Genomic DNA, 23,001 nt, shown 5'->3' with positions numbered 1-23,001 from the left:
CAGTGTGGCCGATCACCCTCTCAGGTCGGCTACGCATCGTTGCCTTGGTGAGCCGTTACCTCACCAACTAGCTAATGCGCCGCGGGCCCATCCGTAAGTGTTAGCCGAAGCCAACTTTCCTTCTCTCCTCATGTGAAAAGAGAACCTATTCGGTATTAGCACCGGTTTCCCGGAGTTATCCCAATCTTACGGGCAGGTTGCCCACGTGTTACTCACCCGTCCGCCGCTAATCATTGGGAGCAAGCTCCCTTTGATTCGCTCGACTTGCATGTATTAGGCACGCCGCCAGCGTTCATCCTGAGCCAGGATCAAACTCTCCGAAAGATGTTTGATCTAGCTAAATTTTTAAAGCAAATTGACGAGATTTATAAAATCTCTTGTTTTTTAGACTTGCTTGGCGTTTCGTTTTGTTTAGTTTTCAAAGAACAATCTGTTTTGTTGTCGTTTTAACGACTTAACTATCATATCAAGTTAGCAATCGTTTGTCAACAACTTTTTAATTTTATTTTTATAACACTTTGCCTCCCGATGTTTCTCGGTCAGCTAAATTAGTATATCAACTTCTAATCAGGAATGCAATACATTTATTTAAAAAATAACAAAAAAGTTTACTGAATCACATGACTACCTAAAATCAGATGCAATCTCCGACACTTATCAGCTTCATCCCTACAATCTGAACTCTCTTTCACTCATTAGCATACCCGCCAAGTCAGACCAATGTTAATGCTCAATAAACAAAAAATAACTTAAACAATCCTCACTAAAAACAACACCTCTTATCAAAAGAAAGAGGTGTTGTCAGTAAAGTCTATTTAATATAACATCTATTATTCTTCTTCACTTGAATTCAGTGATTCGGTATCTGTACCTAGATCTTTTTCTTCTATAGATTCTTCCTGCTCGTCGTCCCCAGGTGAATCTTCGTCTTTTTGTACCTTAGCTACCGTGGACACATATTGATCATCACCAGCTTCAAGTCTGATCAATTTAACACCCATTGTATTTCTGCCTAAACGGGATATCTGCCCAACATCCATACGGATGACCACACCAGCTGCAGTAATAACCATAAGGTCTTCTTCCCCTGTAACAGTTTTTACAGATACTAAAGAACCTGTTTTATCCGTTATATTGCATGTTTTGATTCCTTTACCGCCACGGCTTTGGATTCTATATTCTTCTTCTCCGGTCCGCTTACCGTATCCATTGCGAGTAACAATTAATATATCATGATTTTCCTCGAGTATATCCATACCGACTACTTCATCATTCTCACTTAAGGTAATACCTTTAACACCTGTTGCTGTACGTCCCATTGAACGTACATCAGTTTCCGGGAATCGGATCAATTGCCCATCTTTTGTTCCAATGATTATGTTTCGTGTGCCATCAGTTAATTTAACGGAAATCAATTCATCATTTTCACGTAAACCAACTGCAATCAGTCCATTGTTTCTTATATTGGCAAAAGAAGATAATGGCGAACGTTTAGAAATCCCTTGTTTTGTAGTAAAGAATAAGAACCAATCATCCACAAATTCTTCAACCGGAATAATCGCATTAATCCACTCACCTTTTTCAATCTCAAGTAAGTTTATAATTGGGAGTCCTTTAGCTGTACGTCCATATTCAGGGATTTCATAACCCTTCGAACGATATACTTTCCCTTTGTTCGTGAAGAAGAGGATCGTATCGTGCGTTGAAGTTGTAAGCAGATGCTCAACAAAATCATCTTCATTGGTACCCATTCCCTGAATGCCTCGTCCTCCACGGCGCTGACTTCTGTAAGTTGAAGCCGGAAGTCGCTTAATGTACCCTTTATTTGTTAAAGAGATAACGATATTCTCTTGAGGAATTAAGTCTTCATCCTCAATGTGTTCAAGACCGGTCAATACAATTTCTGTTCTTCTTTCGTCATTGAACCGTTCTTTAATTTCAGTTAACTCTTCACGAATTAAGTCAAGAAGCTTTTCTTCGTCAGCAAGAATGGCTCTTAATTCGCCAATCAATGTCATAAGCTCTTTATATTCATTTTCGATTTTATCTCTCTCTAAACCTGTTAATCGTTGCAGACGCATATCAAGGATTGCCTGAGCTTGCTTTTCAGTCAATTCAAACTTAGTCATTAATCCTTCTCTTGCTATATCAGTAGTTTGAGAACCACGGATTAAGGCTATAATTTCATCAATATGGTCGAGTGCAATTCTCAATCCTTCTAAAATATGCGCTCTTGCTTCTGCTTTACGAAGCTCAAATTGCGTTCTTCTGCGAATGATTACTTTTTGGTGTTCCAAATAGTAATATAGCATTTGTTTCAGATTTAGAACCTTTGGCTGATCATCAACAAGAGAGAGCATATTAATACCAAATGTTGTTTGCATAGCTGTATGTTTATATAAATTATTTAAAAGTACGTTCGCATTCGCGTCTCTTCTTAATTCAATTACGACACGCATACCATTACGGTCAGACTCATCACGTAAATCTGTAATACCTTCGATTTTCTTATCCCGTACCAACTCTGCAATACGTTCAACTAGTTTGGCTTTGTTCACTTGGTATGGAAGTTCCGTTACAATAATGACCTGTTTACCGTTTGGTTTCTCCTCAATAAACGATCTTGCCCTTAACGTGATGGAACCGCGGCCAGTTTCATAAGCCTTGCGAATACCGCTTCTACCCAAAATTTGTCCAGCAGTTGGAAAATCAGGGCCCGGGATAATTTCCATCAATTCCTGTATGGTGATCTCAGGGTCTTTACTTAAAGCAAGCACACCATCAATGACTTCTCCTAATTGATGTGGAGGAATATTCGTAGCCATACCAACCGCAATTCCGGAAGAACCATTTACAAGCAGGTTAGGAAAACGTGATGGAAGTACAACAGGTTCCTTTTCTGAACCATCGTAGTTGTCTCGGTAATCAATTGTATCCTTGTTTAAGTCTCTGACTAACTCCATTGATATTTTAGACATACGGGCTTCTGTATAACGCATTGCCGCAGCTGAATCACCATCAACAGATCCAAAGTTACCATGTCCATCTACCAGCATGTACCTAAGGTTGAAGTCCTGAGCCATACGAACCATCGTGTCATAGACTGCCGTATCACCATGAGGATGGTATTTACCGATAACTTCACCAACGATACGTGCTGATTTCTTAAATGCTTTATCCGACGTCATACCTAAATCATTCATAGCGTACAGTACACGCCTATGAACAGGCTTTAGCCCATCACGAACATCCGGAAGTGCTCTGGCTACGATAACACTCATAGCATAATCCAAGAACGATGTTCGCATTTCCTGACTTATATTTATTTCTTTAACTCTCGAGTTTTCCATTTCCGCCATGGAATTACCTCCTCTTATCCGCAAAATCCAGTTATACATGTAAAAAGACAGGATAGTTGTTGTCTATCCTGCAGGAAACATGTATGGATTGCTATTTCCCAATTTCATAACAATCGCATTTAAGACCATACTGAAAAATCAACCGAATTTATATATCCAAATTCTTAACATGCAATGCATTGTCTTCAATGAAATTACGACGTGGTTCTACCTTGTCACCCATTAACATTTCAAAGGTTTCATCTGCATCAATTGCATCTTCTAGAGTGACCTGTAACAAGGTTCTGTGTTCCGGATCCATGGTTGTATCCCATAGCTGGGTCGCATTCATTTCTCCCAAACCTTTATAACGCTGCATACCAGGTTTTGGCTGGTTAGGAAGCTCCTTCAAAATACTTTCCAGCTCTCGATCATTATAAGCATACTCTATACGTTTGCCTTGCTGTATTTTGTATAAAGGCGGCTGTGCAATATAGATATACCCATTTTCAAGAAGCGGTCGCATATAACGGTAGAAGAACGTCAGCAATAAAGTTCTGATATGAGCTCCATCAACATCGGCATCAGTCATAATGACAACTTTATGATATCGAGCCTTCGTAATATCAAAATCCTCGCCAATACCTGTTCCTAAGGCTGTTACAATCATTCTGATCTCTTGATTGCCAAGAATTCTATCCAGACGTGCTTTCTCTACGTTTAATATTTTACCGCGCAATGGCAAAATGGCCTGGAAGTGACGATCACGGCCGGATTTTGCCGATCCACCGGCAGAATCACCCTCAACGATGTAAATTTCGCTTATCGATGGATCTTTGGAAGAGCAATCTGCTAATTTCCCTGGTAGGTTGGATATTTCCAAGGCACTCTTTCTTCTAGTCAGTTCGCGGGCTTTCTTGGCTGCCGCTCTCGCTCTCGCTGCCATTAATCCTTTATCAATAATTTTTCTTGCTACGCTTGGATTCTCAAGCAGGAATTTTTCCATTTTTTCAGAGAAAACAGAGTCTGTAATCGTTCTTGCTTCAGAATTGCCTAGCTTGGTTTTCGTTTGTCCTTCAAACTGGGGATTCGGATGCTTAATCGATACGATTGCTGTTAAGCCTTCTCGAACATCTTCGCCGGTTAGATTCAGGTCATTTTCCTTGAAAATACCGTATTTTCTTGCATAGTCATTAATCACACGCGTTAAGGCTGTTTTAAAACCAGATTCGTGGGCCCCACCTTCATAAGTATGAATATTATTGGCAAATGAATAAATATTACTTGTAAAACTGTCATTGTATTGCAAAGCAACTTCAACAGAAATTCCGTCTCTTTCACCTTCTACAAAGATTGGTTCTTCATGAAGTACCTCTCTTGTACGGTTGAGGTGTTCTACATAGGATTTAATGCCGCCCTCATAGTAATATTCATTTTCTTTACCATCTTCACGTTCATCCTTAATCGTAATCTTAATGCCACGATTTAAGAAGGCTAATTCCCTTAACCTTACAGCCAAAATCTCATATTCATAAATAAGAGTTTCTGTGAAAATTTCGTCATCCGGTTTAAATGTAATAGTTGTACCAGTACGGTCGGATTCACCTAAGATCTCAAGCTCACCTTTTGGTACTCCTCTTTCAAAACGTTGAAGGTGAATCTTGCCTTCACGTTCTACACGCACGGTTAATTCAGTAGACAGGGCATTAACAACTGAAGCACCTACACCGTGAAGCCCGCCGGAGACCTTGTAGCCTCCGCCGCCGAATTTACCGCCGGCATGCAAAGTAGTCATAATAACTTCTACTGCAGGACGGCCTACTTTTTCGTGTATACCAACCGGAATACCACGGCCATTATCCTTTACCGTAATACTGTTATCTTTATTGATGAATACATTAATTTCATCACAATATCCTGCCAGTGCCTCATCGATACTGTTATCAACAATTTCCCAGACCAGATGGTGAAGCCCTCTGGAACTTGTAGAACCAATATACATACCGGGTCTTTTACGTACCGCTTCTAACCCTTCAAGTATTTGTATCTGGTTTTCATCATAAGATTCTTTTTGTATTTCTTTTTGCTCCATTGTCAAACCATTTCACCTACACTTTTCATGCATTATTTCGTATCTTATCGGTTGTGTTACAACGTAGACATCTTTGCGGTTTTTCGTTTCAAAGCAGTTGGTCCAATTGGTGAAAGATAGATGTGATAACCGGTGACCACAATTGATTTGGACTTACCTTCAGCCAAATCAATGACCTTATTTTCATCCAAAAATTTTTGCAGACCAGTTGAACAAGATAGCATCTTAGCATCAAGTATCGTAACCAGTTCACTGATTTTAACTACAATATCGTTTCCGACATGAAGATACATCCGAACCACCTCATTTCACTCTGGACATTGTTCCGCTTTTCACTTGAAAGGTCGCGGCTTCCCTCAATGTTTGATGATCGATTCCATCAACGCTTGTGGTCGTTACAAATGTTTGTACCTTACCTTGAATGGTATTCAGCAAATGAGATTGTCTGTAGTCATCTAGTTCAGAAAGAACATCATCAAGCAGAAGAATTGGATATTCATTAATTTCTGAATGAATTAGTTCAATTTCAGCTAATTTTAAAGATAATGCCGTGGTTCTTTGCTGACCCTGTGATCCAAACGTTTGCACATCATGTCCATTTACGAAAAATTGCAAGTCATCTCTATGGGGACCAATTAATGTTGTGCCACGTTCTTTTTCCCTTGTACCTATTTTATCAAATTTTTCCTGAAATCTTTCTACTATTTTCGACAAATCCATAGATTCTGATACCTCTATGGATGGTTTATATTGAATATCCAGTGTTTCAAGGCCTCTTGAAATGCCTTTATGGATAGGTTTAGCCCAACTTTTAAGCAATTCTAGGAATTCAAATCTTTTTAAAAGAATTCTTGCAGCATAATGAATAAATTGTTCATTTAGAACAGCAAGCATGGCATCGTCTGATTTTTTACTCAGTTGCACCTGTCTCAAAAAAGCATTTCGCTGATTTAGAATCTTTTGGTATTGATTACTATCATGTAAATAAACAGGTGATACTTGTCCTATTTCCATATCTATAAATCGTCTTCTAATTAAAGGGCTGCCTTTAACCAGGTTTAAATCCTCAGGGGCAAACATGATCACATTCATATTGCCAACATACTGGCTTAAACGCTTTTGCTCTAAATGATTAATTTTGGCTTTCTTGCCTTTTTTGGAGATAATTAAATCTAAGGGAAGAGTCCCTCTTTTTTTAAGCACTCTACCCTCTATTCTAGCATACTCCTGGTCCCACCCAATAAGATCTTTATCATTTGAGGTGCGGTGAGACTTGGCCATTGCCAATACATACATAGCTTCCATCACGTTTGTTTTTCCCTGGGCATTTTCCCCTAGTATAACGTTCACTTTATTTTCAAATTCTGCAGTCAGACTTTCATAGTTTCTATAATGCTGAAGACTAATCTTTTCAAGATACATATCTCAGATCCTTTACTTTAATCCGTAATGATATAGGAACCGACTTCCGGGATTTCAATACGGTCTCCAACCCGGAGTTTTTTGCCTCTGCGAACATCCAGTTCACCATTTACGTATACTTCATATTCTGCAAGAAACCATTTTGCACTTCCTCCAGAATCGATGATACTCGCTAATTTTAAAAATTGTCCGAGAGTAATATACTCGGTTTGAATGTGTATTGATTCCATCATAAGATCCCACCTGTAAAAGTCTCTAAAAGTTTATTTTACTAAATAATTTGGTTTTGCACAAAAAGAACCTGTTTCGATGCATATATACAAACAGGTTCTTTGAATGAATAAAGTTAATATGTTCTTACTGGCAATATAAGCTGAAGCATGCTGTCGTCTTCCACACCTTTAAGAACAAACGGTCTCATGGCTCCAGTGAAATTAATCGTCACTTCTGTTACGTCTAATGCTTTTAGGGCATCCATCATATATTTCGCACTAAAGGATATTTTTAATTCTTCGCCTTCGATCATTTGTGTAAGGATTTCCTCTGTTACCGTGCCAACTTCTGGTGTATGGGAGGAAATTTCAATATAAGAATCTTCAATCGTAGAAAGCTTAACGACATTATTCCGGCTTTCTCTCGCTAATAAAGAAGCACGATCAATGGCATGGAGAAGTTCTTTTGTATTGATTTTAACATCCGTTTTACTTTCATTTGGTATTAATCGGGATGTATCTGGATAATTTCCTTCTAATAATCTTGAGAAGAATAATAAATTTTTTGATTTAAACAGAACCTGATTTTCTGTAAATATAATATTGATTTCTTCATCCGTATCATCAAGGATTTTGCTCAATTCATTCAAGCTCTTCCCAGGGACTACTACACTGTAGCTGTCTCCATTTCCATTAATCACCGTTTTCCTCATGGCCAGCCTGTGGCTGTCTGTTGCAATACAGATAAGTTGTCCATCTTCAATACGCCAGTTTACACCTGTCAACACAGGGCGTGTTTCTGAGGTGGACACTGCAAATATAGTTTGACGAATGATATTCTTTAACAAATCTATTGGCATGGAGTACATATGCTGTTCCTCCATTTGAGGAAGCTGTGGATAATCTTCAGCATTTAGCCCATTGAGTTTATATTCAGCTTTTCCTGAACGAATAATTGTTTGTAGATGGGCATATACTTCTAAATCTACAGTACTTTCAGGAAGTTTTTTTACGATATCAGCAAAGAAACGGGCTGGTAAAACAATAGATCCAGGCTCTTTAATTTCAACTAATTCATTATCTTCTTCTTCAGCTGGAATGAAAGATTCGATAGATATATCAGAATCGCTTCCTGTTAAGGTAACTCCTTCTTCAGTGGCTTTAATTTTTATTCCAGTTAGAATCGGTATAGTAGTTCGGGTCGAAACCGCTTTAAGAACATCTGTCACGCTTTGGACGAGACGGTCACGCTGAATCGTAATTTTCATGAGTAATCCTCCCAATAATGATGATTGATTTTAGATACATATTTATTAATTTATATTTAAAAATAAAAGAAGAAGTACTAGTAGGGCCTGTGGAAATGTGGATAACTAGACTTTTCGACTGAAAAACAGTCTATCCACATGTGGACAGACTGTGAGTAATCTTGATAACAACTTACTTGATTATCAACAGTTAGTAACTACTTTGTTAATCAGTGACTGTTAAGTTTTAACGTAATTTCTTTAACATGATCCTGCATCTGAGGATCGCTTTGCATAAGCTTAGATATTTTTTCATGGGCATGTATAACAGTTGTATGATCCCGTCCGCCAAACTCTTCACCTATTTTAGGAAGAGAATAGTCCGTCAGCTCCCTGGAGAGATACATGGCTATCTGTCTAGGAAAAGCAATCGATTTTGTCCGTTTTTTAGCTTTGAAATCATCTAGTTTTATATTAAAGTATTCTCCAACTACCTTCTGAATATCCGCAATAGAAATGATTTTTGGTTTCGAATTAGGAATAATATCCTTTAACGCTTCAGCAGCTAAATCAGCGTTAATATCCTTATTTATTAAGGATGAATAAGCTACGACACGTATGAGTGCACCTTCGAGCTCGCGAATATTGGAATCGATTTGATTTGCGATATAAATCATGACTTCATTTGAAATATCCAAACGTTCAGCTTTCGCTTTTTTCCGTAGGATCGCAATTCTAGTCTCAAGATCCGGAGGCGTAATATCGGTGATTAAACCCCATTCGAAACGAGATCGCAGCCGGTCTTCAAGAGTAGGTATCTCCTTCGGAGGGCGGTCACTTGAGATTACGATTTGCTTACTTTCCTCATGAAGTGCATTGAACGTATGGAAAAATTCTTCCTGAGTAGACTCTTTTCCAGCTAAAAATTGGATATCATCGATTAGCAGAACATCGACACTGCGATACTTATTGCGGAAATCTTCTGCTCGATTATCACGGATTGAGTTAATAAACTCATTTGTAAATTTCTCTGAAGATAAATAAACAACCTTGGCTGATGGGTTGTGCTCTAAAACATAATGGCCAATTGCATGCATTAAATGCGTTTTCCCAAGCCCAACTCCTCCATATATAAATAAAGGATTGTAGGCTTTTGCAGGTGCTTCTGCTACAGCTAAGGATGCAGCATGTGCAAAACGATTACCGGACCCAATAACAAAAGTATCAAATGTATACTTAGGTATTAATAAGGTTTGCGGAATCTCATGCTGCTCATCACTTCCTCTTCTGACCCTTTTCGCCGGAGCCGGTAAATCGTAGTCTTCTTCTTTTTGGTTATGGGGAATAATAAACTTAACTTCCAGTTGTTCCCCTGTACTTTCGTATAAAACCTCACCTATGACATCTGAATAACGTTCTTCCAGCCAATCGCGGGCAAATTCGTTTGGTGCTACCACAGTAAGTGTGTCCTTTTTTAAGGAATGTGCCTTTGTTGATTTTAGCCAGGTTTCAAAGCTTGGCTTGCTTATTTTCTTTTCTAATATTGATAATGAGTGCTTCCATAGTTCATCTATATTTTTCACTCGTTGATCCTCCTTCTAAGACAGCCAAACCACCATAAACTCGAATTAAGACAAAATAAATAGAAAATGTATAAATATAAAAAACTATGCATAAGGAATATTATGGGGATTATTAGTTTTCGACAATATCCACTTCCTGTGGACAAAGTTATACGGAACTGCGCAAAATTCTATCCACATGTTATTAACAATGTGTGGATAAGTTATTTGTGTGGATAAGTTATTAAGAATGAAAACAAAAAATATGATATCAAAAATTTGCTGGAGTTGCAACGTTTTTTGTTGTTTATCCACAATATGCAGTGGATGGGGGTTAAAGTTTTCCACAAGAGGTTTATTTGTGAGAAACCTGTCGAAAAGGGGTGTGGATTGTTAAAATTGATTAATTTAATTATCCACAACCTATCCATAGACGGCAAGTCTAATTTGTAAAAAAGAAATGAGGAAAACTTCACGCAGATTCATTTAGAGAAGTTTGAGGGGATCAGTAAGGAGAGTTTTTCGTTGTTTAAAAGTATAAGTTGACAATTACGTATTGCCATCTATATAATTGTAAAGACTGTCTTTAACTGTAATCCTCAGGGAGGTGTACTATATGAAAAGAACGTACCAACCAAATAAACGTAAACACAGCAAAGTTCATGGGTTCCGTGCCCGTATGAGCACTAAAACCGGACGTCGTGTTCTTGCAGCTCGTCGTCGTAAAGGAAGAAAAGTTTTATCTGCCTAGACCACTGACCTTTTCAGTGGTCTTTTTTTAAGTTTAGAGCAGTTTTGGTGGAAAGAGATCTGGAATATATAATTTATAAGTTTAAATTGACGTTTTAATAATGCTGAAATTTGTTAATGATGTACAATGGAACTGTAATGGGTTTTTGGAAAAATGACCCCAATTATAAGTTGAAATGTATGTGTTAAGTGCAGGTGGATAAATGAATAAAGAGCGCAGGATAAAAAAAAATCAGGAAATCCAGGAAGTATTTCAAAAGGGCAAGTCTTTTGCAAACAGACAATTTGTCATATACGTATTTAAAAAGAGGGGACAGGCAGATTTTCGGCTTGGACTTTCAGTAAGTAAAAAGATTGGTAACGCAGTGACACGAAATCGTGTTAAACGCTATGTTAGACAATCTTTCTTAGAATTAGAAGATCGAATCATGTCAGGAAATGACTATATTGTAGTGGCCAGAAAGCCAACTTCAGAAATGGATTTTCATGAATCGAAAGCAAGCCTTATTCATGTTTTAAAACGTGCAGGCGTCTTGAAAAAAATATAAGCATGGCGTTCTGTTACAAAAAAGCCTAAAACATGTTAGGCATGGACATCTAAAAGATGTTAAAATACATTTATTGCATATAAGAGGTTAAAACCTTTTAAGTTAGTTAGGAGGAAATAAAGCTTGAAGAAGAAACATATGCTTCTCTTTGGTTCGGTTATTTTTCTCACCGCTGTTCTATCGGGATGTAGTGAAGTTAATCAACCGATCACTTCAGAAAGTACAGGAATTTGGAACCAATACTTTGTTTATCCGCTTTCTTGGCTGATAACCAAAATGGCTGAGTTACTTGGAAATGAATTTGGCTTTTCCATTATTATTGTCACTATAATGGTTAGATTATTGATTTTGCCATTGATGATTAAACAAATTAAAAGCACAAAAGCTATGCAGGCTATTCAACCGGAAATGAATAGGTTGAAAGAGAAATACAGCTCTAAAGATGCTGAAACTCAGCAAAAGCTACAACAGGAAACAATGGCTTTGTTTCAAAAACATGGTGTAAATCCTTTAGCAGGATGTTTGCCGATTTTTATCCAAATGCCAATTTTGATTGCGTTCTATCATGCAATTATGAGAACAACTGAAATCGCTAATCACAGTTTCCTTTGGTTTGATTTAGGAGACAAGGATCCATACTTTATCCTTCCGCTGATTGCAGGGGTAACAACCTTTATTCAACAAAAAATATCCATGGTTGGACAGGATGATAATCCAACTATGCAAATGATGCTATATATTATGCCGATTATGATTATTGTGTTCGCAATTAACTTCCCGGCAGCACTATCTTTATACTGGGTTGTTGGTAATATTTTCTCGATTGCCCAAACTTACTTCATTAAAGGGCCTGATTTAAAGCAAGCAAGAGCCGATAAATCAAATGTAAATGCCGGAGGTAAGAAAAAGTGAAACAAGTAACCGCTACAGCCCAAACAGTTAATGAAGCTGTTGAATCTGCTCTTAAGGAATTAAATACAACGAAGGAAAAGATTGAAATCCAAGTTGTAGATGAAGGAAAAAGAGGTTTTTTAGGCCTGTTTGGCTCAAAACCGGCTATTGTTAAGGTGACTGTTAAGCATGATCCGTTAGCAGAAGCAAAGCAATTCATCGAGAATGTAGCAGAAAAAATGGGTGCAGAGGTACATGTTCATCATAAGCAAGAAGGCAAAGTAGTTACATTTGAGTTATCAGGTGAAAAAATAGCCATGCTGATTGGAAAAAGGGGTCAAACCTTAAATTCCCTTCAATACCTGACGCAACTTGTTGCCAATAAAAACTCTTCTCAATATTTAACGATTATGCTGGATGCGGAGGATTACCGGAGCAGAAGAAATGAAGCATTAACTAATCTTGCAGAGAAGATGGCAAACAAAGCCATCTACACCAAAAAAGAAGTATCATTGGAACCGATGCCTTCCTTTGAAAGAAAAGTGATTCATACGGCATTGATGAATAACAAAAAAGTCAAAACGTATTCTGCCGGTTCCGAACCTAATCGACATATTGTGATTGCGTCAAAATAAATAGTGTGATTAAAATCTCCGGATGATTTCGGAGATTTTTTTGATGGAGCGGCTTAAGAAGTAAAATAAAGTAAAATTTCCATTTAATGAACAAACTATCCAATATGACAATTGCAAAAGATAATAATGTCATGAAAAGGAAGAATGTGCTTAGATTCTTGTTATTCACATGTGGATAAGTTAAAATTATACGTACTGCATTTTAATGATTGTGGATAAGAACGGCAGATAAAGATATTAGCCGATATATAATAGTATTGTTTATTTCTTTTATGAAAGGAGTATACTTCATGGATTTTGATACAATTGCTGCGATATCGACTCCCATGGGCGAGGGAGCGATTGGGATTGTTCGTATTAGTGGCAATGAAGCAATAAATATTGCAGATACGGTCTATCGCAGCCCAAAAGGAAAAAGATTGACTGAAGTACCAAGCCATACCATTCATTATGGGAATATCATAGACCCTAAAACAAATTCCCTCATAGAAGAAGTGATGGTGACCGTGTTAAAAGCTCCAAATACGTTCACACGTGAAGACATCGTTGAAATCAATTGCCACGGTGGCTTAGTTTCTGTGAATCGGGTACTTCAACTTATTTTAAGACAGGGAGCTGCTTTAGCTGAGCCTGGTGAATTTACAAAACGGGCATTTCTAAATGGACGGATTGATTTATCTCAAGCGGAAGCGGTTATGGACCTAATCAGAGCTAAAACAGATAAAGCAATGAATGTAGCTTTGGGGCAAATTGAAGGGAAACTATCAAGATTAATAAAAAACCTGCGCCAGGATATTCTTGAAACATTGGCACAGGTGGAAGTGAATATAGATTATCCTGAATATGATGATGTGGAAGAAATGACCCATCACCTATTTAAGGAACGTTGCGAGTTTGTCAGCGCTGAAATTGAAAAATTGCTGCAAACCAGTCATCAGGGAAAAATTTTAAGAGAAGGCATTTCGACCGTTATTGTTGGAAGACCAAACGTAGGGAAGTCTTCTTTATTAAATAGTTTGGTTCAGGAAAACAAAGCGATTGTTACCGATATTCCCGGAACAACGAGGGATGTAATTGAAGAATATGTTAATGTAAGAGGTGTACCCCTGCGTTTAGTGGATACTGCCGGAATTCGTGAAACAGAAGATATAGTTGAACGAATTGGAGTTGAACGTTCCAGAGAGGTATTAAAAAAAGCTGATTTGATTCTACTAGTATTAAACCATGCTGAAGAGTTTACTGAAGAAGATCAATTATTGTTTGAAGCCGTGAATGGCATGGATGTTATCGTGCTCATTAACAAAACAGATCTTCCAGGAAAACTGGATATAAATAAAGTAAAAGCTGCTGCAAAGGACTATTCGATTATTTTAACATCGTTAAAAGAGGACAAAGGTATTGATGACTTAGAAGAAGCCATCTCTAGTCTTTTCTTTGAAGGAAACTTAAATACCGGCGATGCGACATATGTATCTAACTCGCGTCATATTGCCCTTTTGAATCAAGCTAAACAGGCAATTGACGATGCACTGGCTGGCATTAATGAAGGTGTGCCTATTGACCTAGTTCAAATTGATTTAACAAAATCATGGGAACTATTAGGGGAAGTTATTGGAGAAAGTGTCCATGAAAGTTTAATTAATCAATTGTTTTCGCAGTTCTGTCTTGGGAAATAAGGAGGTAAACTATGGCATATCATGCTGGTGAATTTGATGTAATAGTAATAGGCGCAGGACATGCAGGCTGTGAAGCAGGTTTGGCCGCAGCCAGACAAGGGGCTAAAACACTTGTATTAACGATTAATTTGGATATGGTTGCGTTCATGCCCTGCAATCCTTCAGTGGGAGGACCTGCAAAAGGGATTGTAGTCAGAGAGATTGATGCTCTGGGCGGTGAAATGGGTCGTAATATTGATAAGACCCATATTCAAATGAGGATGCTCAATACGGGTAAAGGACCGGCTGTTCGTGCGTTAAGAGCACAGGCTGATAAATTTGCTTACCAGAACGAAATGAAAAAAACTCTTGAAAATGAAAAAAATCTAACCTTAATGCAAGGGATGGTAGACCGGCTATTAATTGAGGATGGAGAATGTAAAGGTGTTATAACGCAGACAGGCGCGATCTATCATTCAAAAGCAGTTGTCATCACAACGGGTACTTTTTTACGTGGTGAAATTATTTTAGGAGAACTAAAATATTCCAGCGGTCCAAATAATCAGCAGCCATCCATCAAGCTCTCAGAACATCTTGAAGAACTCGGATTGGATTTGGTTCGTTTCAAAACTGGTACACCGCCAAGGGTAAACGGTGATACAATTGACTATAATAAAACTGAAATACAGCCGGGCGATGATATACCAAGGGCCTTTTCTTTCGAAACAACAGCCTTTATCACGGACCAATTGCCATGCTGGCTTACCTACACGAACGAAGGAACACATACAATTATAGATAATAATTTACATCGCTCTCCGATGTATTCTGGAATGATTAAGGGAACTGGACCGCGTTATTGTCCATCAATAGAAGATAAAGTCGTTCGCTTTAATGATAAGCCTCGTCATCAAATCTTCCTTGAGCCTGAAGGCAGGAATACGAATGAAGTATATGTACAAGGACTATCTACAAGTTTGCCGGAAGATGTGCAAAAAGAAATACTTGCGACTATCCCGGGACTCGAAAATGTCCAAATGATGCGGCCCGGTTATGCTATTGAGTATGATGCGATCGTACCGACACAGCTTTGGCCAACCTTAGAAACGAAGAAAATTAAAAACTTATATACAGCTGGGCAAATCAATGGCACTTCAGGTTATGAAGAAGCTGCTGGTCAGGGCTTAATGGCAGGTATTAATGCTGGCCGCAGAGCTCTGAATGAAGAAGAGATTATTCTGAGTCGTTCGGATGCTTATATAGGGGTTCTGATTGATGACTTGGTAACAAAAGGTACAAATGAGCCATACAGATTGTTGACATCCCGTGCTGAATACCGTTTATTGCTGAGACATGATAATGCTGACTTGAGGTTAACAGAAATAGGTTATCGCATTGGATTGATCAGCGAGGATCGTTATGAACGCTTCTTAACCAAAAAACAAGCCATTCAGAATGAAATCGGAAGGCTTGCTACTACTATTATTAAGCCGAATGAAACCACTCAAACCTATTTAAGAGAATGGGCTAGCAGTGAGCTGAAGGATGGGATCCGCGGCAATGAGCTGTTGCGACGGACCGAATTGACATACAAACATATAAGGCAATTAATCCCCTCTGATATTGAAATTTCGCACGAAGTAGCTGAGCAGGTGGAGATACAGATTAAATATGAGGGATACATTGAAAAATCTATTCAGCAAGTTGAAAGGCTGAAAAAGATGGAAAATAAGAGAATCCCTGATTTTATTGATTATGATGACATCACGGGGTTAGCTTCAGAAGCACGCCAGAAATTGAAACAGGTACGTCCATTATCAATGGCACAGGCTTCCCGTATATCAGGAGTAAACCCAGCCGATATTTCTATATTGCTTGTTTATATTGAACAAGGTAAGATTGCAAAAATACCCCATAACTAAGAGGTAAATACATGAATATATCTGAATTTAAAAATGCACTGGAGGAGAAGGGGATTGCTCTTTCTCCTTCTCAGCTTGAGCAATTCGAAACATATTTTAAACTGTTGGTAGAATGGAATGAAAAAGTTAACCTGACAGCTATTACAGATAAAGAAGAAGTTTATTTAAAACATTTCTATGATTCAATTTCGCCATCATTCTTTATTGATTTTAATCAGGATCTATCTTTATGTGATGTTGGAGCTGGAGCGGGATTCCCAAGTATACCGTTAAAAATATGCTTCCCATCCATTAAATTATCAATTGTAGATTCTCTAAACAAACGAATTAATTTCTTAAAAACGTTAACAGATGAATTGGGTCTACAGGATGTAAGTCTATATCATGATCGCGCAGAGACATTCGGGAAATTAGCAGAACACCGTGAAAAATACGATTTTGTTACAGCCAGAGCGGTTGCCAGATTATCCGTATTGAGTGAGCTATGCCTTCCTTTAGTAAAAAAAGGAGGAAAATTCATCGCCTTAAAAGGGGCAGGTGCTGATGATGAAGTATTGGCAGGTAAAAAAGCTTTGACCATTCTAGGTGGTAAAATGAATAAAGACTTCTATTTCCAACTGCCTAAGGAAGATAGTCAACGTCATATTATTTTGATAGACAAAGTAAAGGACACACCAAAAAAATATCCACGTAAACCAGGAACACCGAATAAGCAACCATTAGAATAAACTTTATTGAGACGGATATTCTAAAAGACGGTATAATAAAGATAGTCATTACCAAATAATGAGACAGTTGGAATTCATATTTCTATGATTTTTTCCAATATATTAAGCTAGTTGGAAGTTTTTTAAAGGTGGTGTAGGGATGACAAAACATCCTTTTTCACGTTTTTTTGGACTTGGAGATAAAGAAGAAAATGTAGACAGGGAATCAGAAATTGCGATAGTAAAGGAAGAAATAAACCGCGATGAAATCCATAAATTACCAATTTCTTCAATCGTTCCAAATCGTTTTCAACCAAGAAGCATTTTCGATGATGAAAAAATTGAAGAACTTGCTCTGACTATAGAGACACACGGCATTATACAGCCGATTGTAGTCAGGGAGATTCATAATGGCCAATTCGAAATTATTGCTGGTGAGCGCCGATACAGGGCTATAAGTAAATTGGGTTGGGATAAGATTCCGGCCATTATTAATAATCTCTCAGATACTGAAACAGCTTCCGTAGCATTAATTGAGAACCTTCAACGTGAAGAATTATCACCTATTGAAGAAGCTGTAGCCTATAGCAAGTTGATTGAATTACATCAATTGACCCAGGAAGGCTTGGCAAACAGGCTTGGAATAGGCCAATCTACGGTTGCTAATAAAATTAGGTTATTAAAATTACCGCAGGTGGTTCAGAACGCGGTCATGCAAAAGACAATTACAGAGAGACATGCACGTTCCTTAATTCCTTTGAAAGATTCTGAAAAACAATCAAAGCTTGTTGAAGAGATCATTGAGAAAGGGCTGAATGTGAAACAGACAGAAGAACGGGTCAGCAAACTGCTCTCAGCAGATGAAGACAAAAAGCCGCGTGCGATCCGAAAAGCATTCAGTAAGGATATGAGAATAGCGGTGAATACCATCCGCCAATCTATGAGCATGGTAAAGGATAATGGAATTAATTTAGACTCAGAAGAAGCGGAATTTGATGATTTTTATCAAATTACCATCCGCATTCCTAAAAAAAATAAATAATAGATTCATTTATTAGTAAATTGGCAATCCAGTAGGTTGCCATTTTTTTATAATTACCTTTATTTTTACATGAATCGATATTTTCTCTACAATATTTTAAATATATGAACTTTGAAAAAAAGAAACATGTTAAAATAGAAACGTTATAAGTCTGAATGTAAAGTGAGGCAGGTGACAACATGGGAAAAGTAATATCTATTGCAAACCAAAAAGGAGGAGTTGGTAAAACAACAACTTCCGTCAATTTGGGGGCCTGCTTGGCGTACATAGGAAAGAAAGTTTTGCTAGTCGATGTTGACCCACAAGGAAACGCGACCAGCGGAGTAGGGATTGAGAAAGCTGATGTAGAACAATGCATTTATGATGTGCTTATCGATGATGTTGAGGTTGCTGACGTTATTAAGGCAACAAAAGTTGAAAACTTAGATGTCATACCAGCTACTATTCAACTTGCAGGTGCTGAGATAGAATTGGTGCCTACAATATCCAGAGAAGTACGCCTGAAAAGAGCGTTAGAAGCAGTTACTGATCAGTATGATTATATTATTATTGATTGTCCTCCATCTTTAGGTTTATTGACTCTCAATTCCCTGACAGCATCTGATGCTGTACTTATACCTGTGCAATGTGAATACTACGCCCTTGAAGGCCTCAGTCAATTACTTAATACAGTTAGATTAGTTCAGAAACATTTGAACCATGATTTAAAAATAGAGGGAGTACTATTAACGATGCTTGATGCTCGTACAAATCTGGGTATACAAGTCATTGAAGAGGTTAAGAAGTACTTCCAGGATAAAGTATATAAGACAATCATCCCGCGTACCGTACGTTTAAGTGAAGCACCAAGTCATGGTGAACCGATTATTATTTATGATCCTAAGTCACGCGGAGCGGAAGTATATATAGATTTGGCAAAGGAAGTGGTTGCGAATGGGTAAAGGACTGGGAAAAGGCCTTGATGCCCTTATTACTAATATGGAAGTCAGCAAAGAAGAAATAGTGCAAGAAATTTCGATTAAAAGTTTGCGGCCAAATCCATACCAACCGAGAAAATCCTTCCAGCCTGAAGCTATTGAGGAACTGAAAAATTCAATTTTACAACACGGAATTCTTCAGCCTCTTATTGTGCGAAAAAGCAGTATAAAGGGATACGAGATTGTTGCAGGGGAAAGGCGCTTTCGTGCAGCAAAAGAAGCAAAATTAAAATCCGTCCCTGCTGTAGTTCGTCAATTTGATGATCGGCAGATGATGGAACTGGCTCTACTGGAAAACCTTCAAAGAGAGGATTTAAATCCAGTGGAGGAGGGGGCTGCTTATCAGTCCTTATTGAGAAATCTTGATATCACACAAGAAGAATTGGCAAAGAGAATGGGGAAAAGTCGTCCTCATATAGCCAATCATATTCGTCTTTTATCTTTACCTGTACAGATACAGGATTATATTTCTCAAGGTAAATTATCAATGGGACACGGAAGAGCGTTGCTCGGTTTGAAAGCTAAAAAGGAAATTAACCCTTTAGCGGATAAAGTAATCAAGGATAATCTCAATGTCAGGCAACTAGAGGGGATTATTCAAAACCTAAATGCGAGTGTTCCACGTGAAACAAAGCGAGTGCCTTCCAAGGATATCTTTATCCAAGAAAGAGAAAATCTTTTAAGGGAACGATTTGGAACTTCTGTAACCATAAAACAGAATAAAAAGAGAGGGAAAATAGAAATAGAATTTTTCTCTCAGGAAGATTTGGAAAGACTCCTGGAAATTTTAGATAAATAAAAAACCATTTAAAATGGTTTTTTATTTATAACTATAGATTATCATGTATTTTTTCCTCATCGAAACTCCAATTAAAGGTAGTAGTTAAAGGATTGGCATGATTATAGGCTAATCCAGCTAAATAGATACCTTTAGTAATTGCTTTAGCCATTTTTAAAACCAGATTTAATCGGGTATTCTGTAAAACAAAATATTCCATAAATCCACTAACGTTCACAATTCCAGTAATATGGGCTTCTCCTACATCGGGCAATTCTTTATTTACACCGGCACCAGGCTTTACGGGCCCTTTACCAACCTGGATGATACCTACACTTTTAACTCTGCCAAGACAAGCATCTATCCCAATAATAAATGGATCTTCATGTGTACTGTGAATGTAATCGAGCTTTCCCTTTAAATTAACAGCATGGATTGGGTCCTCTAAAGTACCATATACATAAAAGTTGGGCAGCGTTTTTTCACTTATCAATGTTCCAATTAAGGGACCAAGTGAATCCCCAGTTGAACGGTCAGTACCAATACAAACTATTACAATAGGACGTACTTTATGAGTAGGGAGGATCGTTAGTAATTCTCTAGAAATAACATGGTGGGCATTCTCTTCCTCATAAGATATTCGATTTGCTGTGTTGCGTTGGTCAAAAAAAGAAGGCCTCATGTTCATAATTACCACTCCTCTGCAAAAGTACTATCAGTATACGGAAAAAAAGGGATTTTTATACACTTAACTTTAGAATAAATGGCATGATTACAAATCCTATGCCCTTTTTAAACTGTGAAGGGATAAGATTGAATCCTTCTATAAATGCACACTTTAAAGTACTGATTTAACTATTTTATAAAATGCTATATCACACGATTGATTTATCATTTGTATACCCAACAGATTGGAATAAGAAAACATTGTGATAAATGATGTAAGCAGGTATATTGAATGATTATGATTGAATAAATTATATTAAGATAATTTATTCAATCGCATCATCTTATTCATGATCGGATAAATGTATCTCTATCAGAAGTAAAACTCCACAGTTATTGTTTTCAAATTTTTTAATTCCCAGTTGCAATTCCTTGTATTATAACAAGATGCTGATGGTTGAAGATGGGAAGTTTATTGTAAAAGCTAGATCGTGAAATCATAAGAGGAAAGGTAAAGAAAAAGGAGGGTCATTCTGGTTTTTGGTTTTAATTGGAGGTCTGGCTATATGCTGATATAATTCATTGGTATAATGGGTAAAGTTTAGATATTGGAGGATTAGGAGCTATGGATGATAAGGATTTTGAAATAAATGATATAGTTGAAATGAAAAAACCTCATCCATGTGGTGTTAACCGCTGGAAAATTATTAGGTTGGGTATGGATGTCCGGATAAAGTGCGAAGGGTGTGGCCACAGTGTCATGTTGCCTCGCAAAGATTTTGTCAGGAAGATGAAAAAGATAGTGGAGAAACACGAAGCCTAAATTGAGTAAGCTTATTATGCAGCGAGTATGCTATCATATAAAGGGTCATGCATGTACTTAAATGAACAAGAGCGGCTTGTCTTTTAGAAGACTTGTCACTATAATTGGTAAAGGTTTATCACATATAATCTATTTATATATACATTTAAAATGTTTTCACATAAGGAGTGAATGATGTGGCATTAACAGCCGGAATAGTAGGATTGCCTAACGTAGGAAAGTCTACTCTCTTTAATGCAATAACTCAGGCAGGAGCAGAATCCGCCAACTATCCATTTTGTACAATTGATCCCAATGTAGGGATTGTTGAGGTACCGGATTATAGATTACAAAAGCTGACGGAACTTGTAGTTCCTAAAAAAACAGTTCCGACTGCTTTTGAATTTACGGATATTGCAGGTATTGTAAAAGGGGCAAGTAAAGGTGAAGGGTTGGGGAACAAATTCCTTTCCCATATCCGACAGGTAGATGCGATATGCCATGTAGTAAGATGTTTTGCTGATGAGAATATTACCCATGTTTCAGGTAAAGTGAATCCAATTGATGATATTGAAACCATTAATTTGGAATTAATTCTAGCAGATATGGAGACAGTTGAGAAACGAATCGATCGTGTTGGGAAATTAGCAAAACAAAAAGATAAAGAAGCCGTTGTTGAATATGAAGTTCTTTCCTTACTGAAAGAAGCATTTGAAGCGGAAAAACCGGCGAGGGCAGTAGAATTCACCGATGAACAGCTGAAAATAGTGAAAGGATTGCATCTCCTCACTATCAAACCAGTTTTATATGTTGCTAATGTTGATGAAGATGAAATAGCTGATGCTTCTGATAATGAATATGTGCGTCAGGTACGTGAATTTGCAGCTTCTGAAAATGCTGAAGTAATCGTGATTTGTGCCAAAATTGAATCTGAAATTGCAGAGCTCGATGGAGAGGAAAAAGCAATGTTCCTTGAAGAACTTGGTATAGAAGAGTCTGGATTGGATCAGTTGATTCGCACTTCCTATCATTTGCTTGGGTTGGCGACTTATTTTACGGCGGGTGTACAAGAGGTGCGCGCATGGACTTTCCGAAAAGGGATGAAGGCTCCACAGTGTGCCGGAATTATTCACTCTGACTTTGAACGCGGATTTATTCGAGCAGAAATTGTATCATATGATGATCTAATGGCAGCCGGGTCAATGAATGCTGCGAAAGAAGCAGGGAAAGTTAGACTAGAAGGAAAAGAATATGAAGTGAAGGATGGAGATATTATTCACTTCCGTTTTAATGTATAAACCAAGAGGACCAGTTATCAAACTGGTCCTTTAACCGTTATTGCAAATTTATCAGATATATGATATACTTTTTACTTGTGAGTAATTGTAAATAATTGCTCCTTGCCCAATAGGGCCGTTTAGACCAAAAGGAGGTGACAGTGATGACAAAATACGAAATTATGTATATCATCCGTCCAAACATTGAGGAAGATAGCAAAAAAGCTGTAGTTGAGCGTTTTAATGGAATTTTAGCTAACAAAGGTGCTGAAGTTCTTGAAACAAAAGACTGGGGAAAACGCCGTCTTGCTTATGAAATCAATGATTTCCGTGATGGATATTACACAATTAACAAAATCCAAGCTGAAAATGCTGAGGCTGTTCAAGAATTTGACCGTCTTGCTAAAATCAGTGAAGATATCATCCGTCATATTGTAGTTAAAGAAGAAGAATAAGATTGATTGAACATAAATTGTTT

21 protein-coding genes and 1 rRNA gene are annotated in these 23,001 nt (G+C 37.7%); 13 read left to right on the top strand and 9 right to left on the bottom strand.

Translation table 11 applies throughout. The features are described from left to right. The 8 genes from AC4G3K_RS13200 to dnaA all read right to left on the bottom strand — a co-directional run. Positions 1-324: ribosomal RNA gene (locus AC4G3K_RS13200) — 16S ribosomal RNA — on the bottom strand; the annotation flags it as partial. A gap of 506 nt (positions 325-830) precedes the next feature. Next, positions 831-3,359, bottom strand: a complete 2,529-nt coding sequence (gene gyrA, locus AC4G3K_RS13195; RefSeq protein WP_491077201.1) for a DNA gyrase subunit A — start codon at positions 3,357-3,359, stop codon at positions 831-833. Between the two features lie 148 nt (positions 3,360-3,507). Beyond that, positions 3,508-5,430, bottom strand: a complete 1,923-nt coding sequence (gene gyrB / locus AC4G3K_RS13190) for a DNA topoisomerase (ATP-hydrolyzing) subunit B (protein ID WP_491077716.1) — start codon at positions 5,428-5,430, stop codon at positions 3,508-3,510. 56 nt (positions 5,431-5,486) lie between these two features. After that, positions 5,487-5,723 (bottom strand): extracellular matrix regulator RemB, encoded by a 237-nt coding sequence (remB, locus tag AC4G3K_RS13185; RefSeq protein ID WP_491133573.1) that lies wholly within the window; start codon positions 5,721-5,723, stop codon positions 5,487-5,489. 10 nt (positions 5,724-5,733) lie between these two features. After that, positions 5,734-6,852 (bottom strand): DNA replication/repair protein RecF, encoded by a 1,119-nt coding sequence (recF, locus tag AC4G3K_RS13180; RefSeq protein WP_491077203.1) that lies wholly within the window; start codon positions 6,850-6,852, stop codon positions 5,734-5,736. A 17-nt stretch (positions 6,853-6,869) separates the two neighbouring features. Then, entirely contained in the window at positions 6,870-7,085 is a 216-nt protein-coding gene (yaaA, locus tag AC4G3K_RS13175; protein ID WP_491077204.1) for a S4 domain-containing protein YaaA, read from the bottom strand. Between the two features lie 113 nt (positions 7,086-7,198). After that, a complete protein-coding gene (gene dnaN / locus AC4G3K_RS13170; RefSeq protein WP_491077205.1) occupies positions 7,199-8,332 on the bottom strand; it encodes a DNA polymerase III subunit beta in 1,134 nt (377 codons plus the stop codon). Positions 8,333-8,541: 209 nt separating this feature from the next. Continuing rightward, positions 8,542-9,894: a chromosomal replication initiator protein DnaA gene (gene dnaA, locus AC4G3K_RS13165; protein ID WP_491077206.1), complete on the bottom strand. Its 1,353-nt coding sequence runs from the start codon at positions 9,892-9,894 to the stop codon at positions 8,542-8,544. Between the two features lie 595 nt (positions 9,895-10,489). Between dnaA and rpmH the strand changes: the two genes are divergently transcribed. From rpmH to AC4G3K_RS13115, 10 genes are all read left to right on the top strand, one after another. Next, positions 10,490-10,624 (top strand): 50S ribosomal protein L34, encoded by a 135-nt coding sequence (gene rpmH, locus AC4G3K_RS13160; protein ID WP_491077207.1) that lies wholly within the window; start codon positions 10,490-10,492, stop codon positions 10,622-10,624. A 202-nt stretch (positions 10,625-10,826) separates the two neighbouring features. Further along, positions 10,827-11,171 (top strand): ribonuclease P protein component, encoded by a 345-nt coding sequence (gene rnpA, locus AC4G3K_RS13155; protein ID WP_491077208.1) that lies wholly within the window; start codon positions 10,827-10,829, stop codon positions 11,169-11,171. 123 nt (positions 11,172-11,294) lie between these two features. Next, the gene (spoIIIJ, locus tag AC4G3K_RS13150) at positions 11,295-12,083 is read left to right on the top strand and encodes a YidC family membrane integrase SpoIIIJ (RefSeq protein WP_491077209.1); all 789 of its coding nucleotides are present in this window, start codon (positions 11,295-11,297) and stop codon (positions 12,081-12,083) included. Beyond that, complete coding sequence (gene jag, locus AC4G3K_RS13145; RefSeq protein WP_491077210.1) at positions 12,080-12,697, top strand: RNA-binding cell elongation regulator Jag/EloR; 618 nt, start codon at positions 12,080-12,082, stop codon at positions 12,695-12,697. Before spoIIIJ ends, jag begins: the two co-directional genes overlap by 4 nt. A gap of 290 nt (positions 12,698-12,987) precedes the next feature. Next, positions 12,988-14,373, top strand: a complete 1,386-nt coding sequence (gene mnmE, locus AC4G3K_RS13140) for a tRNA uridine-5-carboxymethylaminomethyl(34) synthesis GTPase MnmE (RefSeq protein ID WP_491133572.1) — start codon at positions 12,988-12,990, stop codon at positions 14,371-14,373. An 11-nt stretch (positions 14,374-14,384) separates the two neighbouring features. Next, positions 14,385-16,274: a tRNA uridine-5-carboxymethylaminomethyl(34) synthesis enzyme MnmG gene (gene mnmG, locus AC4G3K_RS13135; protein ID WP_491133571.1), complete on the top strand. Its 1,890-nt coding sequence runs from the start codon at positions 14,385-14,387 to the stop codon at positions 16,272-16,274. 11 nt (positions 16,275-16,285) lie between these two features. Then, on the top strand, positions 16,286-17,002 hold the full coding sequence (rsmG, locus tag AC4G3K_RS13130; protein ID WP_491133570.1) for a 16S rRNA (guanine(527)-N(7))-methyltransferase RsmG: 717 nt from the start codon (positions 16,286-16,288) through the stop codon (positions 17,000-17,002). Positions 17,003-17,141: 139 nt separating this feature from the next. Then, the gene (gene noc / locus AC4G3K_RS13125) at positions 17,142-18,023 is read left to right on the top strand and encodes a nucleoid occlusion protein (RefSeq protein WP_491133569.1); all 882 of its coding nucleotides are present in this window, start codon (positions 17,142-17,144) and stop codon (positions 18,021-18,023) included. Positions 18,024-18,202: 179 nt separating this feature from the next. After that, a complete protein-coding gene (locus AC4G3K_RS13120) occupies positions 18,203-18,964 on the top strand; it encodes a ParA family protein (protein WP_491077215.1) in 762 nt (253 codons plus the stop codon). Next, positions 18,957-19,799, top strand: a complete 843-nt coding sequence (locus tag AC4G3K_RS13115) for a ParB/RepB/Spo0J family partition protein (protein WP_491077216.1) — start codon at positions 18,957-18,959, stop codon at positions 19,797-19,799. Before AC4G3K_RS13120 ends, AC4G3K_RS13115 begins: the two co-directional genes overlap by 8 nt. 31 nt (positions 19,800-19,830) lie before the next feature. On the opposite strand, the gene yyaC is transcribed toward AC4G3K_RS13115, so the two are convergent. Continuing rightward, entirely contained in the window at positions 19,831-20,466 is a 636-nt protein-coding gene (yyaC, locus tag AC4G3K_RS13110; protein WP_491077217.1) for a spore protease YyaC, read from the bottom strand. A gap of 603 nt (positions 20,467-21,069) precedes the next feature. Here yyaC and AC4G3K_RS13105 point away from each other — a divergent pair. From AC4G3K_RS13105 to rpsF, 3 genes are all read left to right on the top strand, one after another. Next, complete coding sequence (locus tag AC4G3K_RS13105; protein ID WP_491077218.1) at positions 21,070-21,267, top strand: DUF951 domain-containing protein; 198 nt, start codon at positions 21,070-21,072, stop codon at positions 21,265-21,267. 176 nt (positions 21,268-21,443) lie between these two features. Continuing rightward, positions 21,444-22,544, top strand: coding sequence for a redox-regulated ATPase YchF (gene ychF, locus AC4G3K_RS13100; RefSeq protein WP_491077219.1), 1,101 nt, complete (start codon positions 21,444-21,446; stop codon positions 22,542-22,544). Positions 22,545-22,687: 143 nt separating this feature from the next. Continuing rightward, positions 22,688-22,978 carry a 30S ribosomal protein S6 gene (rpsF, locus tag AC4G3K_RS13095; protein WP_491077220.1) on the top strand — a complete coding sequence of 97 codons (291 nt, stop codon included), beginning with the start codon at positions 22,688-22,690 and terminating at the stop codon, positions 22,976-22,978. Positions 22,979-23,001: the final 23 nt, after the last annotated feature.

It is taken from the genome of Bacillus sp. z26, from assembly GCF_058313635.1.
Note: the sequence above shows the minus strand (reverse complement) of the source record. Positions and strands in the feature narration are given on the sequence as shown.

What these genes read in the sequence shown, in the direction of transcription:
- noc (WP_491133569.1), top strand. Translation starts at nt 17,142, where the DNA reads ATGACAAAACATCCTTTTTCACGTTTTTTTGGACTTGGAGATAAAGAA.
- AC4G3K_RS13115 (WP_491077216.1), top strand. Translation starts at nt 18,957, where the DNA reads ATGGGTAAAGGACTGGGAAAAGGCCTTGATGCCCTTATTACTAATATG.
- recF (WP_491077203.1), bottom strand. Translation starts at nt 6,852, where the DNA reads ATGTATCTTGAAAAGATTAGTCTTCAGCATTATAGAAACTATGAAAGT.
- mnmG (WP_491133571.1), top strand. Translation starts at nt 14,385, where the DNA reads ATGGCATATCATGCTGGTGAATTTGATGTAATAGTAATAGGCGCAGGA.
- rnpA (WP_491077208.1), top strand. Translation starts at nt 10,827, where the DNA reads ATGAATAAAGAGCGCAGGATAAAAAAAAATCAGGAAATCCAGGAAGTA.
- remB (WP_491133573.1), bottom strand. Translation starts at nt 5,723, where the DNA reads ATGTATCTTCATGTCGGAAACGATATTGTAGTTAAAATCAGTGAACTG.
- rpmH (WP_491077207.1), top strand. Translation starts at nt 10,490, where the DNA reads ATGAAAAGAACGTACCAACCAAATAAACGTAAACACAGCAAAGTTCAT.
- mnmE (WP_491133572.1), top strand. Translation starts at nt 12,988, where the DNA reads ATGGATTTTGATACAATTGCTGCGATATCGACTCCCATGGGCGAGGGA.
- AC4G3K_RS13120 (WP_491077215.1), top strand. Translation starts at nt 18,203, where the DNA reads ATGGGAAAAGTAATATCTATTGCAAACCAAAAAGGAGGAGTTGGTAAA.
- AC4G3K_RS13105 (WP_491077218.1), top strand. Translation starts at nt 21,070, where the DNA reads ATGGATGATAAGGATTTTGAAATAAATGATATAGTTGAAATGAAAAAA.
- dnaN (WP_491077205.1), bottom strand. Translation starts at nt 8,332, where the DNA reads ATGAAAATTACGATTCAGCGTGACCGTCTCGTCCAAAGCGTGACAGAT.
- rsmG (WP_491133570.1), top strand. Translation starts at nt 16,286, where the DNA reads ATGAATATATCTGAATTTAAAAATGCACTGGAGGAGAAGGGGATTGCT.
- gyrB (WP_491077716.1), bottom strand. Translation starts at nt 5,430, where the DNA reads ATGGAGCAAAAAGAAATACAAAAAGAATCTTATGATGAAAACCAGATA.
- yaaA (WP_491077204.1), bottom strand. Translation starts at nt 7,085, where the DNA reads ATGATGGAATCAATACACATTCAAACCGAGTATATTACTCTCGGACAA.
- yyaC (WP_491077217.1), bottom strand. Translation starts at nt 20,466, where the DNA reads ATGAACATGAGGCCTTCTTTTTTTGACCAACGCAACACAGCAAATCGA.
- gyrA (WP_491077201.1), bottom strand. Translation starts at nt 3,359, where the DNA reads ATGGCGGAAATGGAAAACTCGAGAGTTAAAGAAATAAATATAAGTCAG.
- rpsF (WP_491077220.1), top strand. Translation starts at nt 22,688, where the DNA reads ATGACAAAATACGAAATTATGTATATCATCCGTCCAAACATTGAGGAA.